The sequence below is a fragment of the Pedobacter sp. ASV28 genome (genome assembly GCF_016428855.1).
In the GTDB taxonomy this organism is placed as follows: domain Bacteria; phylum Bacteroidota; class Bacteroidia; order Sphingobacteriales; family Sphingobacteriaceae; genus Pedobacter.
On the sequence record NZ_JAELTN010000001.1, the window covers coordinates 70692 to 87582 of the forward strand.

Below are 16891 nucleotides of genomic sequence, written 5' to 3' on the forward strand. Positions count from 1 at the left end.
GCATACAAGATGTAGAAAATTATTGAAAATCTTATCAAACGATTTCAATTTTGGCTGAGAGCATAAAGGTTTAGCCCTACAGTCGGCTCCCCTGAATTCGAAATCAGGTTTATCCTTATTTTTTTTTGCATTTTTATGGATTTAAGGGCAGTTCTACAAAAAAAATCGTCCCCTTTCCGGGGGTACTCTCCAACCATATCTTACCCTGATGCAGATCGAGTATTTGTTTGGAAATGGCAAGACCAAGTCCAAATGTCTTTTCGCCCGCCGTTCCTGGCCTTTTGGCTTCGGTAAACATATCAAACACCTTGGCCTGCATTTCTATGGGGATACCAATACCTTGATCTTCTACCGAAACCAACACCTGTTTTGTTCCTGATTCTATTTTCACATGGATCGCCGTGTTTTCGGGGCTAAACTTAATGGCATTGGTAATCAGGTTACTGAGCACCCGCCATAACTTTTCCCTATTGGCCAACACCTTTACCTTACTGCCTTCAAGGTTGATGATTTGCCGCTTTGCTTCCGCTTTATGTTTTAGCAAATCCACACAATACTGCAAAAGCTGTTCAAGGTCGATCATTTCCCTTTTAAGGGTTTCGGTTTCACTATGTACCTGCAAAAGCTGATCGACCAGTTCCAATGCATTTTTACCTGCCGAACTGATCAATTCCAACATGGTGCGTTCAGACTTAGACCTTTCTCCCTCGCTAAGCATCATGTCGGTAATGGAGGCAATGCCTTCAATGGGATTACGCAGGTCATGTGCCACAATTTTCATCATTTTTGTGTTTTCTGCCTGACTTTGTTCCAAGTCGGACAAAATTTTATGCATCTGTCTATTACGTAACCTGATCTGTTTATTTAAATGGGTCAATCCGGCAACGTGCGACTTAGATCTTTTTAAATTCCTCCAGATGACGATCACCATGACTATGGCCATTAATCCCAATATCATGGCAGCCAACAACAACATTTCTTTTAGGCGTTTATCTTGGTCCAACAGCGACAGGTTGTATTTCTGGTCGCTAATCTGGAAAGCCTTATCCATATCTGATTGCAGCAAATCCTGATTAACGGCAGACAATGAATCTCTCAATTGATAATATTGCTTACTGTATTGATAGGCCAGCAAGGGATGCCTTGTACTATCGGCATAAACCCATTTTAGCCAGTACCATTGCATACGAGACTGGTCTATTGGCTTATGTTGCTTTTGGTGCCAGGCTATGCCCTGCCCAATATCAAGTAATTGCGCTGCCGCTTCGGGGTAACGCCTGGTACTAATGAGCAAACGGGCCAGCTTGAGCTTTGCCGTCAGTGCATCGCTTATCTCATATCCTGGCCTATCATTGATCCTGATGCTTTCTTTCAGGTATTTTTCGGCCAATGCTGTTTGTTCAAGCTGCCCATAAGCGCCACCCAAATTACCATAAACCACGCCCTTTGCCGACCATATGAAATCTTCATGTTCGGGAAAAACAAGCATACTGCTGTCCAACAAATCAAGAGCGCTATGGTAATAGTAGGTAGCACTGTCCAACTTTCCCGCTTTTTCATAGCATAAAGCAATGGTATTGAGAAAAGCCTGGGGCTCGGCAACCGCACTGAAAAAGTCTGTTTTGCAACTTCTACTTTCTATAATAGCTTGTTTTACATAGGGTATGGCTTTCAGGTACTGGCCCTGATTGTATTTAACAATGCCCAGATGATGGCTAAATCTACTGTAGGCACAACTATCCAAATTATTTTGGGCAAACAAACGTCCTTCATAGTAACATTGAAAGGCTTCATTATAACGCCGTTTCGCCATCAGCACATCGGCGTCCGCAAACAAGGTCAGCGCATACATTTCCTTATGGGAAGCTTCTTTGTCCCGCAACATCAACTTCATGCTGTCTACATATTGCCCCGCTTTTTCCAATTGAACATGGTAGTTGAGGTAATGATTGGATTTAAAATTGTATTTCTTCCATAAGGCCATAGGTTCCAAATGGGCAAAAGTACCAAGGGCAGAATCAACATAATAGATGGAACGCTGTAAATGTCCATCATTTTGTAAACGGTTAGCCTCAATAATGATCTGATCTACCTTGGCCTCGGTCATGTCCTGCGGGGCTGTGTTTCTTCCACAACCCATTACTGACGAAAAGATGAGACCATAAAAAATAAGTTTGAGAAAAGCGCATAGTGGGTCAGGTTTTGGAATAGGAAAAGGCATGCAGATGCTATAATTACTTCTTATAAATAATTTTATTGTTTAGTTAGTTGAGGGAGGTTAATTAAACACTAAACAGCATATTCCAATTATAGTTTGCCAAAGCATATGGACATGCTCTATTCATAAAGCAAATTTGCAGGAAATAACTACAAAAACAAAATCAAACACCTATAAATCAACTATATAAAAAAAAATAAAAATCCTTATGCATTTTATTTTTGCGCCGTCTGCTTTACAGCGCCAAGTTTGGCTCCATTCAATTAAGTTTCAGCTTGGCCAACATTTCGAATGGGATTTATTAATTTAGCCCAACGTATAGCTTAAATACAAGCCACCACATGGAATTAACCGTAAACATACCTGCTCTTTTCTTTCCTGCCATCAGTCTGATCATGTTGGCCTATACCAATAGGTTTTTGGCCCTGGCCAGTTTGGTGAGAAGCCTTAAATCAAAATACGAAGAGGGCGAAGGCAGTGTAGGCCTGCATAAGCAGATCAAAAATATCCGTTACCGTTTGAGGTTGATTAAAAACATGCAGGCTTTTGGGGTGTTGAGCTTTGCCTGCTGCCTGTGCTGCATGCTGTTCATTTACCTTAAACACCAGCTTACCGCAGAGCTATTTTTTGCCCTGAGCCTGGCCTTTTTTATGATTTCCCTATTGATTTCCCTGTTAGAAATACAATTGAGCACTAAGGCCTTGGAACTGGAACTCAGTTCTATTGAAGGTATAGAAGATGATTCTATCGTTAAAAAGATCAAAAAGAAATTTGAGCATTAATGGACTTATTTGCCATTCAGTATGCCGTTAACAGTCATCCTGAACGCAACCTGTACCGATTTACAGGCAGTGAAGTATCTATCATATTTCCAGCTTTCTCTCTGCCCTGGGCAGAGAGAAAGAAAATGAACTGACCAAGTTAAATATCCAATTTACTCATCACCTCAATAACCTGATCGATCATGCTCTGCGACACATCCATATGGGTCACTAAGCGTATGGTTTTGGCCGAGGTGGTGTTGCACATAATCCCGTTTTTGGCCAACTGCCTAACCACATCGATAGCCGGAATGTGCTTGGCTACATCGAACAGTACGATATTGGTTTCTACGGGCATTACACTTTCCACAAAACTGGTCTGCGCAAGCGCGTAGGCCAGTGCTTTGGCATGGGCGTGATCTTGCGCCAGCCGATCTACCTGATGGTCCAGTGCATAGATGCCTGCTGCCGCCAAAAAGCCTGCCTGCCGCATTCCCCCTCCCAATACTTTCCTTATTCTTCTGGCCTGGTTGATCATATTTTTGGAACCCAACAGCACCGAGCCTACAGGTGCTCCAAGGCCTTTTGATAAACAAATGGAAATGCCATCGAAATAATGGCCATAGGCCGAGGCTTTCTCGCCCGTTGCCACCAAGGCATTAAATAGCCTAGCGCCATCCAAATGCAGTTTCAGCCCCTTGATGGCACATAGGTTGTGTATGGCCTCAATCTGCGAGAGGGTATAGCATTTGCCACCACCTTTGTTCACCGTATTTTCCAGCACAATTAAACTGGTTCTGGGATAGTGTATGTTGTCTTCGTTAATCTCGGGCTCAATCAATTCTGGGGTTAATATGCCCCGATCGCCGTTCAACAACCTTACCGAAGCCATTGAGTTATACGCTATCCCACCGCCTTCGTAACGGTAAACGTGTGCCGTTTGGTCACAAATTACCTCGTCCATGGGTTGGGTAAAACATTTAATGGCTATCTGGTTGCTCATGGTGCCCGAAGGGCAGAACAAGGCGGCCTCCATATGGAAGAGCGCTGCCAGTTTATGTTCCAATGCGTTTACGGTTTCGTCTTCCCCATACACATCATCGCCCACTTTTGCACTCCACATGGCATCGAGCATGCCCGGTGTGGGCTTGGTGACGGTGTCGCTCCTCAAATCAATTTTTTGTTCCATGCTATAAAGTTATAAGTTGAAAGCGGAAAGTCAAAAGCGGAAGGCAGAAAGCTTAAAGTGGAAAGCACAAAGCTTAAAGCGGAAAGTCAAACGAAGTATACTTATCCAAAAAATTAACCACAACCTCTTCCATTATCCAGATCCTTAAGCATAAGTACCGAATTTACAGCCATGCTAGGATTCCAATAAACAAACCAAGCAACGAACCAATGAACTATTGAACCAATTAATTACAAATAGGCCTAATGATGGGGTCAAAAATCTTTTTAATGAAAAAATTACATTTTCAAATCCAATCTTTTTTTCCACATAAAAAATGGCTTGGTCCGAGTTTGAAAAACGGCCTCAAAACGCCTTTAATAGTGTAAAAAATACACTTTCTATAAAAAAGGCCTCATTTATTATATTTCAAACGTTTGAGATGAAATAAATGTTAAGGAATAAAAAACTTGTTATTAATTTTTAATTTCCACAAAAGCCTAATATATTGCCAAACTTTTTTACAAATTACATAACTTAACAAACCAAAAAATGAGACTTATTGCAGACGGAGGTTCTACCAAAACCAACTGGTGCCTGATCAACGAAGCCGGAAGAAAAATCCATTTCAATACTGAAGGCTACAATCCCTATTTCGCAAAAGGAGCGTACATTGAAAGTTCACTGAGAAGCTCTTTGCCCGACAGCCTCGATGCTGATAAGCTACAGGAAGTATACTATTATGGAGCAGGTTGTTCTACCGACACCAACAAGAAAATAGTTGGCGATGCCATGCAAAAAGTTTTTGTGAATGCACAAATCCACATTGACCACGATCTTTTGGCTTCATGCCGTGCACTTTTGGGCGACGAGCCTGGCTTTGCCGCCATTTTGGGTACCGGAACCAATACCTGTCTATACGATGGTGCAGAAATTACCCTGAACATCGATTCCCTAGGCTATTTCCTGGGCGATGAGGGTAGCGGCAGCAATATTGGCAAACGCATCTTGGCCGACTACATGAAAGGTTTTATGCCCAAAGGACTGAGCGAAAGTTTCTTCAACATCTATGGTTTAACCAACGAAGATATTTTCGATAACATTTATAATAAACCGCTTCCCAATCGTTTCTGTGCCAGTTTCAGTAAGTTCTTATATGATTTTAAAACCGTATATCCTGAATATACAGAGGATGTGATCGATACGGCATTTACGGCATTTTTCGAAAAATTGGTGGTGCATTATCCCAACTATAAAAAACATTTACTGAACTGTGTAGGCTCGGTTGGTTATAGTTTTAGGGATAGGTTAAGTGTAATTGCCGATAAATATGAAATGGGCGTTGGCAAGATTATCCGTTCGCCAATAGACGACCTGGTAGACTACCACTTATCTAAAAAATAAACCACCTAAATACAGGTCTAAAAGTTCAGCCTTACCATGATCATGGTAAGGCTGAATGCTTTATATGGCTTTGTCCAAAAACGCTAAACTCATTTCCGTAAAACCCACCATATCGATCTCATTTACATGAGTTTTGGATCAAAATGAGGTTACGGCTCTACGTCTTGCCTAGAAGGAAATTTCCTTCCCAAAAAGTTTGTTGTATTTTCGTTTATCGAACTTATAAAGGGTGGCAGCCCTAAAGGAAACACCCCTTTGCTTTTCATCCAGTTCCTTAAGTACCTTAAAGCTCAAGATCTTTTTCCTAAAGTTACGTTTATCTAATTTCTTGCCCAAAATGAGCTCGTAAACACTCTGCACTTGTGTAAGGGTAAATTTTTCGGGCAACAGTTCAAAGGCCAAGGGCAAATGTTTAATTCTACGCTTGATCTTTTCCAGGCCTTTGTCCAGAATGTGCTGATGGTCGAACGCTAGTTTGGGAAGATTGGCTACATTAACCCATTGTGCTTTTTTGGCATAACTGGTCAGTGGTTTTAAGGGCTTTTCGCCGCCCAACCTCAACATGGCATAATAGGCTACCGAAATTACCCTGCCCTGCGGATGTCGGTTTACATCGCCAAAGGCATAATATTGTTCCATGTAGATATCCGAAAGGCCGGTCAGTTCCCGTAAAATACGAAAGGCCGACTCGTCGGTACTCTCTTCTTCATTTACCAGGTTACCTGGCAAAGCCCACCAATCTTTAAATGGCTCTTCGTTTCTTTCTATCAACAATATCTTCAGTTCGTTTCCGTCGAATCCAAACAACACACAGTCAATAGACACTGCAAAATTAAATCCTGGTAATACCTCTTTCAAAACTATAACGTTTTATTTAAATATGGAACAAAATAAAGACACTTATTCCGTTAATTCATAAATTTTTTGAAAAAAAATTACTTAGTGTAAAAAATACACGTTATATTCGTATAATCAGAATGAAACCAAATATTAAGAACATAGCAGTATTAACCTCTGGAGGGGATGCTCCGGGCATGAATGCTTGTATTAGAGCCGTTGTACGCACCGGAATCTATCATGGCAAAAATATGTTCGGCGTAATCCAAGGCTACCAAGGTTTAATCAATAACAATATCATTTCCATGGACGCCCGCTCTGTAAGCAATATTTTACACTTGGGCGGCACCATACTCAAAACAGCCCGATGCCTTGCCTTTAAGGAAGATTCCGGAATGGAAATCGCTTTTAAAAATCTTCAGGAAAAAGGCATAGACGGTTTGGTGGTGATTGGTGGCGATGGAACTTTTACCGGGGCCAAAAGGTTTGGCGAAAAATTCGGCATCAATGTAATTGGCGTACCGGGCACCATAGACAACGATTTATATGGCTCTGATTTCACCCTTGGCTATGACACGGCCATTAATACGGTGATCGAAGCGATAGACAAAATAAGGGATACGGCCGATTCTCACGACAGGCTGTTCTTTGTGGAAGTAATGGGACGTGATTCTGGCTGTATTGCCCTAAGGAGCGCCATTGCCAGCGGTGCCGAAGCGGTATTGCTGCCAGAAAGGGAAACCTCGCTTAAGGAACTGATTACCAAACTTAAGGAGGGTGCTTCTACCAAAAAATCGTCGAGCATTGTCATTGTTTCTGAAGGGAACAAATATGGTGGCGCCTATGATATTGCCAAGAGCGTGAAACGTAAGTTTACCCATTACGATACCAAAGTGACCATTTTAGGACATTTGCAACGTGGCGGCAGCCCCAGCGGTTTCGACCGTATTTTGGGCAGTAGGCTCGGCTTTGCGGCTACCAATGCGCTTATTAATGGCGAAACCATGAAAATGGTGGGGCTATTCGGCAACCAGATCAAGCTCACTTCTTTGAGCGAAGCCCTGGAAAGCCATAATTATAAGCTCGAGGAAGATCTGTTGGAAATGACGCATGTTTTATCCATTTAAGGCACCATGATAGCAGTAATCTATAGCGGATCGAAAAATGCCTGTTGGAAAATAGCCCAAGAGGGCAAGCCCAACCTGGAAACCACTACCCCTGGCATTAACCCCTGTTTTAACGACCAGAAGCAATTGCTGCAGCTCTTGGGCAAGGACCCGCTGCTGATCAACCATGCGGAGAGCATCAAAAAGATCTATGTGTTTGCCGCAGGTGCTTCCAGTAAGGACAAGCAACAGGAACTGGCCACCAACCTGGGGCTGTTTTTTGTAAACAGCAAGATCAAGGTAAAGGACGACCTGTATGGCGCAGCCATTGCGGCCTGCCACAACAAATCGGGCATTGTAGGTATTTTGGGCAGTGGGGCCAACTGTGCCTATTTTAACGGCAAAAAACCAGAAAAGAACAATTATGGCCTGGGTTATATCCTGGCCGATGAAGGCTCTGCCAACCATTTTGGCAAAATGCTGCTGAAACACTTTCTGGAAGACCGATTGCCACAGGAACTCAAGAGCAAGATGGAAATCAGGTACAACTTAGACCGTCCTAGCATTTTGGAACGGGTGTACCGAAAACCCAATGCACAGACCTACCTTAGCTCGTTCCTCGATTTTTACCTCGAAAACCGCGAACACAAGTACATACAACAACTGGTAGACGAAAGTTTTGAAAAATACCTGACCACCTACCTCCTCCCTACCCAACAGAAACATCCCGAAGAGGAAATTCACTTTGTGGGCTCGGTAGCGGGCAGTTTCCAGGACCGCCTGCGCTTAATGGCCGCCAAGTACGATCTCAACATCATGTCTATTACCAAAGAACCCATACATAATATACTTAATTATTACACCAATTAGAAAAGTTAGAAAAATGAAAATAGGAATAAACGGATTTGGCCGTATTGGCCGATTGGCTTTCAGAGCCGCTGTAAAACGCAATGATATTGAAGTAGTAGGTATTAACGACCTGGTAGAGCCTGATTATATGGCCTATATGTTGAAATATGATTCGACACATGGTCAGTTTGACGGAACGATAGAGGTGAAAGATGGTAATTTAGTGGTAAACGGAAAAACCATCCGTGTAACGGCTGAAAAAGATCCTGCCAACCTGAAATGGAATGAAGTGGGTGCCGAAGTTATTATCGAATCTACCGGCTTGTTCTTAACACAGGACACTGCGCAAAAACACTTGGAGGCTGGTGCCAAGAAAGTGATCATGTCGGCTCCGGCAAAGGATGATACCCCTACTTTTGTAATGGGCGTTAACCATAAGGAATTAAAGGCAGATCAGCACATCGTATCTAACGCTTCCTGTACCACCAACTGTTTGGCGCCTATTGCCAAGGTATTGCACGATAATTTTGGCATTGCAGAAGGTTTGATGACCACGGTACATGCAGTTACCGCTACGCAAAAAACGGTAGATGGTCCTTCGGCCAAAGACTGGAGAGGTGGCCGTGGTGCTTACCAGAACATTATCCCTTCTTCTACTGGTGCTGCCAAAGCTGTAGGCTTGGTATTGCCTTCGTTGAAAGGTAAGTTGACTGGTATGTCGTTCCGCGTTCCTACCGCCGACGTGTCTGTAGTAGATTTAACAGTACGTTTGGAAAAAGGCGCTTCTTACGAAACCATCAAAGCAGCCATGAAAGCAGCTTCAGAAGGCGAATTGAAAGGTATTTTAGGTTACACTGAGGATGAAGTGGTTTCTACCGATTTCTTGGGCGATGCCCGTACTTCTATCTTCGATGCCAAAGCAGGTATTTCTTTGAACGATAACTTCGTAAAAGTAGTGTCTTGGTACGATAACGAGTGGGGTTATTCTAACAAAATTATTGATCTGGCCCAAGAGGTAAACAAGTTTATCTAATCTCTTACGGCTTTTAGCTGATCAAGAGGGTGTCTAAAAAATCAAATGTTACCGCCATTTCGACAAGGCACGAGGAGAAATCTATTTCAGAAGTGCTTTTGAAGTAGATTTCTCATTTCACTTTGTTCCATTTCGAAATGACGAAGACCGTTTTTGGACGCCCTCATCTTAAAGCAACCTAAATACTGCAATTAGCTTTCAGGGAAATAGCGGTGTTTTTTGGACGTCCTCTTTTTTTATTCCTCTTTTTTTGCTTTAAGGCATTTTATAGGCCCTTAGCCTAAACGAATGGGCCCTATGGCTACTAAGAAGAATGTTATTTTTCCGAATGGTGAGGCCAGGGCATAGGCCCTTTGTTCTGCTAAAATCGGCTTAAAAGACACATAGGTTATTTCGTGCCGCTCCACTCCTCGCCCTTAAGTTCAAAATAACAATGGCCTTCTCTTAGGGTCCAGTAAGAAAACCATCATTTTGGCCACCAAAATCGCAGGGCAATATGCGATGCTAAACAGCTCCCGAAAAATCATTAGGCCCTAGCTTATGTTAAGAAAAGTTAAATACCATATGAACAAATTTATTTGATGAAATGATCTGCAATGAATTTGGTAGATTTGCGTTAATCTGATCGTATTTGCGGAGCAAAGCGGTACAATTGGCGTATTATAGCCAAAAATGATAGGATATGATCATGATAACCCGCAAAAAGTCATGGAATTGTCATAAAGAATGGCAAAATAAAATTTTCTTAGTGTACTTTTTACACTAACAAATTTAATTCCTACATTTGTTCATCGGTTGATGACTGATATTTAAAATTAGATCATTCCCTTAATTGGAATAAAAGATAACCCGTTCATACAGGTTTATATTTGGTTAGAAAGAGAGATATGCGTGGATGCGATATCTCTTTTCTTTTTTATAGGGGTTTTATGGTATTTGTCGGATCAATCCGGGAGAAAGGTTAAATTTGGGGAGTGTATTAATAGATAGATTAACTTCCTTTCCTTCTTCTATCCAAGATTTAATCAATATCGTTTACTTAAGGGGGTTAGACAGATTTTGGATTGCTATCGTGGCATTATTTCATCCAGTCTACGCTTAGTCAGTATATCCATGTTCAGTAGCTTTATCCCTTTGTTCTTTGAAACCAAGTCAAGACCATCTTCAAACGAAGTGATGCTATATTTGCCCTGATAAAAATCAATAGTGTTAAACAGATGCTTCAAAGTGTCGACCTGCCTTAACTTTAGGTAGTTAGCTCGCCTCAACATTCTTCTTTTATTAGCATCAAACACTGGCAGAGTATCCAAGCTATATTCTTTCAATATCAAGTTGGTATCCGCTGTCAGGATTAGGCTATCCCTTATTATATCCCATTTAAAAGGCACATCTCTAGAGTATATACCAGGCACGTGTATCGTATAATTAGAAACAAACTCAACAGTATGTTTGTCCTCGTAACCGATAGACTGCATGATGATTTTTGAAGTCTGACTTCTTACGAAGATCTCTCCATTCTCGTTATACATTCTGTCGATAACCCACCATCCTTTTAATTCAACTTGCTTCTTTGCACATCCAAGTAGCATTAGACAACAAATAAAGAATAGTGTATTGTAAGAGCGTTTCTTCATATTCTAATGTATTTTTAACTGTTGCTAATATACAGATAGAAGTATTAAAGTTCATCCAAGATTTTGTCATATACCTCTATTTAATTGGACTTTACAGATTTTTGGATTGACTGATAGATAGACATTCTCTTTTGATTGGTATTGAAGTTTGGTTGAAGGCATTGCTAGGGTTATTGATACTGTAGTTGATTCTCCAACCTTATCTTTTATAAGCTCAATAAGTGTAAGTTAATGTGCAATGGTTTAGCTTTTAAGAAGCAAGCGAACTATTTAACTTACCTGTTTGTAAGGTCCAAGGTATGGCATCTCTTAAACGAGCGACTCGCACGGCTCCCATGCTTGACGAACCTTCAACCCTAATTCTTCATTATCTACATCTCCACTTAGAACAAGTACTTTGCGTATCGATTCCTCTGAAGCCTCGTTGCTCACCTGATGAGCCACCGTTGACATTAGGCTCTACTTTTATCTCTTGATCAGTAGCTGATACGCTTAAATGTTTTGCATTAGCATACAATGCTTTCATAGTTTTAAATCCATGCGCCTTAACAAACGCTTTAGTCGCCTCTTTAAATTCATATTGGGTACGGTCTTTAAGATTGTACCTTGTCAATTCTAAATGCTTTCGGATTATAGCCCCCAACTCGTCATTGGATATATCTTCAGCCAATATAGTTACATCAGCTTTGGATGTCCAATAACCAGCTTTTACTTTATGAAAGGTATCAATATTAATTCTATCTGGATACAGTGTAGCTGAAATACGTTTCTGTTCAGACGCCTTAGGCTTTCTTTCCCCAAAGAGGCTAATCAATACTTTAAACATACTTCTAATATTTAACTTTAAATTGACACCTCCAACATTGGTGTTGATGCTTTAGATTGTAGTGCAATACTACTCTTTAAAAGCTAAGCAGTTTCAATTGATGTGTAATGGCTTAAGCTTGTAAGAGGTAAGTGCACATATATGGTTATCTATGAATTGATAGCGAGCGGCAAAACATGATTCCTTAAGTGATGCATACTGTGTTACACTATTTATCGCTTGGCATATCCTTAACCGGAGATGAGTTCTGAATGTTTGTCTTAAGTTTTAAGAAACGGTCTTCAGTGATATGTCCACTGTTAAAAAGTTCGGTGTAGTAACCCAGCATGTCTGCGTATACCGCAATCTCATTCTCATACTTTGCATGTCGTTTAAACACTTCCAAGGCTTCCGGTGTCCACTTAATCCTATCGTCCATGACAACTTCATAAGCAGTACCAAGATACACTTTAGCTAGTTGTTCATCAGTTATTTCCGATGGCAACCACCAAACGCATTTCTTCTGCTCTTTGACAGCCTCAACATAGAAACAAATCTGTTTCAGCTGGTCTAGAAATTTAATAGGGTCACTAGACGAATTTGTTAAGGCAAGAATAACGTTTGGGTCATTTACGCCCAACCTCTTCATCATAGGAAACACCCAAGGAAAGCTTTTAAACTTATGACTACGTAAGGGTCTTATACGCCTATAACTTTACAGTTTTTGGATAAACCCTTAACTGAAGATGAAAGAAAATGCAATTGCAAGATTTGATTATCCAGAGGAACTCAAGGAAAAGCTGGTAGAGCTTGTGGTCTACCAGAACTATTCCAAGGACGAAGTCGCTAAAAAGTACGGTCTGCCAGCACCAACGTTTATTAACTGCTAAAATGTTTCTATTGGCACTGTCCACCCACTAACGCAAAACCCGTGTTATGTGTGGTTTTTCTATTCATTGGTTTCGGAAAAGTACTTAGCCGTCTTTAATATAAATGCTTTTAAGTCAGCAGATAGTTTATTAAATTCAGAAGTCTGTCTAAAAGCCGCCCAACAGTTGTTTAATGCCTGTGCTTCATCAACAGCAAGTCCTAGGTTGACCATTTCTTTGAACAGAGCGTGATGGTCAGAGTAATTAAGCGCAGTATTTAGTGGTACGTTATTGTTTTGCAACAAATATGCTTTAACTAAAAATTTTTCAGGAGCGATATACGGGTACAGAAAGAATGCAAACTCTTCAGGATTTTCATGGTAGTTTGAAAAATTTGGATGGTCTTTATGGTCACCATCAAATACACAAGCAAATCCCATTTTCAAGCGAAGTTGTTTATAGTTTCTCTTGTGTCTGTCGTAATCGTTTTTGACTTGGTCGATTGGTCCAGATTTGATGATATTAATTAAGCGATCAAAATATTTATTGGTTTGATTTAGCTCGATTAAAATATTTTTAATAATAAATTCGGCAATGTCATCTTCGCAATATAATTGCACCAATGGATACGCTTGAGAGTCCATTTTTGAAAATGCTGCGTTAACAGATATTTTACTTATTGTTTCATAGTTTCCATTATCTTTTTTGTCAATATACTTTCTCGATTTTTGCGGAAAAGCGGCAAGTAGCGATGGTGAGTGAGTTGTAATTATGAATTGTTTTTTCTGTGTCCAGGAAATATAGGATATTACATCTGCTAATTTTCTCTGAACATAAGGATGGAAACCCGCTTCTAATTCATCAATAATAATTAACGAATTGTTAGGGATTGAAAAAATTTCGATAAGTATGTTTATTAAAGATTCTTCACCAGATGCGGCATTGTAACTTGAATATGCCGTCCCTTGTTGGTTAATCAAATAAGCACTTTTATTGATATGAGAGCCTATTGTGGATATTTCAACATTTGGATAATCAAAAATGTAAGCAAATGCTCTTTCAACATCTTCATGAACTCTTTGTGCCTGAGCCATTCCTATTTTTCGCATTAAACTATTCGAAGTGTTTCTCGCAGGAGCAATTCTTTCTAGGTCAATAAAGCGAACTTGTCTATTTCGAATTTGCGCATTAGTACGAGTTAAATCTGAACTCGCTTTACCGACCCCAGTCCATGCCTGAGTTGCGGGATTACGTTTAGCTATACCTTCTCTAGGTGAATTTCCAATTCTCCAAAATAATTTATAGCTATATTCTCGTGTGGTGTTTTCGTGATTGGTAAAAGGCATTACATCCTTCCATGTGTGTCTTCTTAGTACTGTTTCTGGCTTAGTTGCATCATAGCGCATAAAGTCGTAGTGACTGCAAGCTAAAAGTAACAACAAACTTGTTTTCCCAATTTTGTTTGTCCCAGTTAGAACTGTGACAGGATGATCAAATGAAAGATTAAGGTTTAGAATGTTTCTGAATTCCGTTACTTCAATCTTGTTTACAAAGTTTACAAAACTATTGTCTGCGTTATTAAACGTAGTTGGGTCATAATTTAGCAGTCGACTTTTTGCATCGTTTATATTTTGAAGATTTAGCATTACGGTCTATTTAAATCACACATAACTTATATATTTATGTAGTTTATTACATAAAGTCAACCAAAACTGGTCTTGTTTGTGTAACTCAACTAAATTAACACTCTAAAACTTTACGAAATACTAGTGAAAGGATTGAGAGCATAAGTTCAACTAAATTAACAGAATACAATATTAATTGCAAATGATTTGCTCACCCCCACTCTGGCGCAAGCGTCCGCTTGGGCCTAGGTCAAAAAACTTTACCAGCTATTAAGCCACAAGCACCGCTACCGATAAAATTGTCCAGGTTACGCTAATGCTTGCGCTAGACAAAAATACTTAGACCAGAAGGGGGAATAGTTTGTGCTAATGCTAGTTGGCTTCCTTTAAATGACGGTTCTTTTTTGTGTCTTCACCATATCTAAAGCCTAACTCGGTCGATAAATCAACAATAGCTTTCCTTCCTACATCGGTCAACCCTTCCAGTGCGTATTCATTCTCTGTCCCTTTATTGACCTTCTTATGACTCTGAGATGGGATTTCTATAGTGGAATGTAAACGGTTACAATTAAGGCACACATCGATTTGATTTACTACTTTATCGTCCTTGAAAAACACAACAGCGAAATGAGGTTCAAAACATGATGCGGTAGTTTCACCATAGCTTGATTTCTGTACTAATGTAGACAGCAGCTTATCTATTTGATGCTTCGTAAGAGCCTTTTGCTTTACAACCACCGGAACAAATCTACCTTTGCTATCTATTATACTGGGATAAGGCTCACCGCTGCCTTCAAAATCGTATGCTATTACTTTATTATAGCTTAGCTTGCCAAAGGGTTTGCCTATTCTAGCATTAGTCTCAATCAATTTAGCCTTGGCAGCATAATCGTTTAATTCTTTTAAGCTTAGGAAGCTGGACAAGGGTTTACTTGGATTAGAGGTCTTAACCGTGTCAGTGTGTACCTTGCTTGTCGTGGTTGAGTTATTTACACAGGACATAAAGAATAGAACTGCAACTGTAGCAGTTATAAGAATACTTTGCTTTATCTTATTCATATGAGGTGTTCCCCCTAAGATAACATTCGGCTTTGATAGAAGCAAATAACATTGCCCCCCCTCTGGCGCAAGCGCAATGTCGTTAAGTTAAAAGTTTCACAGGTTAATTCTTCGATTTTTAAACTGCTTTGGCTTTGTTCTCTGCCTGTATCTATCGGTTTTTCTGTCGAAATTCCTGTTAGGTCTAATGGGTACAACGTTTTTAACAAAGAGCTGTTCCAGTTCCTCCATTGCTTCTTTGCCCGTTTTGCCGGTAAAGAGTTCTATCAGCCTGTTGCGGATAAAACAAAGCGATAAAGATGCATTTATCCTGTATTGATAAGCACGATGTCCATATTTTTTCCTCGCCTGTTGTTGTGCATCCATGGTCAATATGGCCTGCATGTTGCTCATGTACAGTGCACAATAAAATTCCTGTAGTATAAACTGGCAGCTTGTCCCAGAAAAATGTTCTACGCCTATAATATTCTTAAACCTGTTATAATAGGTTTCTATCGCCCATCTTTTGAAGTAGAGTTCTTTAAAATCTGCGTAGGGATACGCTCTGCCGTCCAATAGCGAGGTAATCAGGATTTCATGCTCTCCAGTGCTCAAGGGTACCCGAAGCATCCTAACTGTAATAGATGCATTTTTATCATATTGCAGGCCATTAAACGACCTGTTCTGCTTGGGGCTCAGGACCAGAATATCATCATCCTTTCCCGAAAGCGAAAAATTCTCGGTTGCATTGGAATAGGCTATCTTACACCTGCATATAAAATGGATCCCATCTCCGTCCATCTGGTGCATGGCACCAAAACTGGTGTATGCCCTGTCCATGATGACAATATCGCCGCTTTGTGCAAGCTGAAGCTGTTGGCGGGCAAGGGCGACCTCGCCTACGCTAAAACGTGAAAGGCGGCCATCGATGGCAATTTCGTTGAGCACGTCATAGAGGATGGAAACCCTAGCTATAACCACATCATCGGTCTTTTTCTGATTATTGCAGAAGCCGTATTCCGCTATCGTACTTGGGCTTATTGGAAGGTTGATTGTTGAACCGTCTATAGCCAGCAGCCTGTGCCCCTTGTAAAGCTGTACCGAATCGTCATTGTCCTGATAAAAATCAGAGGCGATGGCAGCGTTGAGATCAAGGAACATATCGGGCTTTATCTTTTTACGACCCTGTACAAAAGCACTTGTGGTAAAGCTGTAGACACAGTTCTTAATGTCATCAAGAAACTTTTGCAATTCGACCTGTATGTTTTGTTTCAATGTCCTCAACATGAATAAAGATAACTCTTTAAAGCCAAATTTTCGGTTTCTGGTAAAATCTTTCGGACAGGTCCTGTATTTTTCAATATTGGTCTCCGAAGATATAAATTGGTGGCTAAGCTCAACAAAATGAAACGGTGGTTTTCTTGCCATGTCTTTTTTCGCAAACCGAATAAAACATGTTCTAAATCGCTACAATAAGTTGTTAACCAGTGTTAATTTCCTTAACTTAATGACATTGCACTTGCGCTAGTATGGGGTTCTGACTT

The 16891-nt window shown here is 40.5% G+C and carries 15 protein-coding genes; 6 read left to right on the top strand and 9 right to left on the bottom strand.

The features are described from left to right. Positions 1–133: 133 nt before the first annotated feature. Positions 134–2221, bottom strand: coding sequence for a tetratricopeptide repeat-containing sensor histidine kinase (locus JHD79_RS00305; RefSeq protein WP_199117082.1), 2088 nt, complete (start codon positions 2219–2221; stop codon positions 134–136). A 338-nt stretch (positions 2222–2559) separates the two neighbouring features. On the opposite strand from JHD79_RS00305, the gene JHD79_RS00310 reads away from it, so the two are divergent. Beyond that, positions 2560–3000, top strand: coding sequence for a DUF2721 domain-containing protein (locus JHD79_RS00310; protein ID WP_199117083.1), 441 nt, complete (start codon positions 2560–2562; stop codon positions 2998–3000). Positions 3001–3139: 139 nt separating this feature from the next. Here JHD79_RS00310 and JHD79_RS00315 read toward each other — a convergent pair whose 3' ends face one another. After that, positions 3140–4168: a low specificity L-threonine aldolase gene (locus JHD79_RS00315; protein WP_199117084.1), complete on the bottom strand. Its 1029-nt coding sequence runs from the start codon at positions 4166–4168 to the stop codon at positions 3140–3142. A gap of 531 nt (positions 4169–4699) precedes the next feature. Between JHD79_RS00315 and JHD79_RS00320 the strand changes: the two genes are divergently transcribed. After that, a complete protein-coding gene (locus tag JHD79_RS00320) occupies positions 4700–5551 on the top strand; it encodes an N-acetylglucosamine kinase (RefSeq protein WP_199117085.1) in 852 nt (283 codons plus the stop codon). Between the two features lie 168 nt (positions 5552–5719). Here JHD79_RS00320 and JHD79_RS00325 read toward each other — a convergent pair whose 3' ends face one another. Further along, positions 5720–6409: an NUDIX domain-containing protein gene (locus tag JHD79_RS00325; protein ID WP_199117086.1), complete on the bottom strand. Its 690-nt coding sequence runs from the start codon at positions 6407–6409 to the stop codon at positions 5720–5722. 119 nt (positions 6410–6528) lie between these two features. Here JHD79_RS00325 and pfkA point away from each other — a divergent pair, with 119 nt between their 5' ends. From pfkA to gap, 3 genes are read left to right on the top strand one after another with little or no spacing between them, the layout of a single operon-like run. Next, complete coding sequence (gene pfkA, locus JHD79_RS00330; RefSeq protein WP_199117087.1) at positions 6529–7515, top strand: 6-phosphofructokinase; 987 nt, start codon at positions 6529–6531, stop codon at positions 7513–7515. Positions 7516–7521: 6 nt separating this feature from the next. Further along, positions 7522–8364, top strand: a complete 843-nt coding sequence (locus JHD79_RS00335; protein ID WP_199117088.1) for a hypothetical protein — start codon at positions 7522–7524, stop codon at positions 8362–8364. A 13-nt stretch (positions 8365–8377) separates the two neighbouring features. After that, positions 8378–9376 (top strand): type I glyceraldehyde-3-phosphate dehydrogenase, encoded by a 999-nt coding sequence (gene gap, locus JHD79_RS00340; protein ID WP_199117089.1) that lies wholly within the window; start codon positions 8378–8380, stop codon positions 9374–9376. A gap of 1067 nt (positions 9377–10443) precedes the next feature. On the opposite strand, the gene JHD79_RS00345 is transcribed toward gap, so the two are convergent. The 3 genes from JHD79_RS00345 to JHD79_RS00355 all read right to left on the bottom strand — a co-directional run bounded on the left by JHD79_RS00345 (position 10444) and on the right by JHD79_RS00355 (position 12518). Then, positions 10444–11010: a hypothetical protein gene (locus JHD79_RS00345; RefSeq protein ID WP_199117090.1), complete on the bottom strand. Its 567-nt coding sequence runs from the start codon at positions 11008–11010 to the stop codon at positions 10444–10446. Positions 11011–11377: 367 nt separating this feature from the next. Further along, positions 11378–11836, bottom strand: coding sequence for a contact-dependent growth inhibition system immunity protein (locus JHD79_RS00350; protein WP_199117091.1), 459 nt, complete (start codon positions 11834–11836; stop codon positions 11378–11380). Between the two features lie 208 nt (positions 11837–12044). After that, complete coding sequence (locus tag JHD79_RS00355; protein ID WP_370583294.1) at positions 12045–12518, bottom strand: hypothetical protein; 474 nt, start codon at positions 12516–12518, stop codon at positions 12045–12047. Between the two features lie 43 nt (positions 12519–12561). On the opposite strand from JHD79_RS00355, the gene JHD79_RS00360 reads away from it, so the two are divergent. Continuing rightward, positions 12562–12705: a transposase gene (locus JHD79_RS00360; protein WP_199117093.1), complete on the top strand. Its 144-nt coding sequence runs from the start codon at positions 12562–12564 to the stop codon at positions 12703–12705. 59 nt (positions 12706–12764) lie between these two features. Here the strand turns inward: JHD79_RS00360 and JHD79_RS00365 are convergent, their stop codons facing one another. The 3 genes from JHD79_RS00365 to JHD79_RS00375 form a co-directional block, all read right to left on the bottom strand. Continuing rightward, positions 12765–14330, bottom strand: a complete 1566-nt coding sequence (locus JHD79_RS00365; protein ID WP_199117094.1) for an AAA family ATPase — start codon at positions 14328–14330, stop codon at positions 12765–12767. A 351-nt stretch (positions 14331–14681) separates the two neighbouring features. Next, positions 14682–15368: a hypothetical protein gene (locus JHD79_RS00370; RefSeq protein ID WP_199117095.1), complete on the bottom strand. Its 687-nt coding sequence runs from the start codon at positions 15366–15368 to the stop codon at positions 14682–14684. 96 nt (positions 15369–15464) lie between these two features. Further along, positions 15465–16775 carry an IS4 family transposase gene (locus JHD79_RS00375; RefSeq protein ID WP_199117096.1) on the bottom strand — a complete coding sequence of 437 codons (1311 nt, stop codon included), beginning with the start codon at positions 16773–16775 and terminating at the stop codon, positions 15465–15467. Positions 16776–16891: the final 116 nt, after the last annotated feature.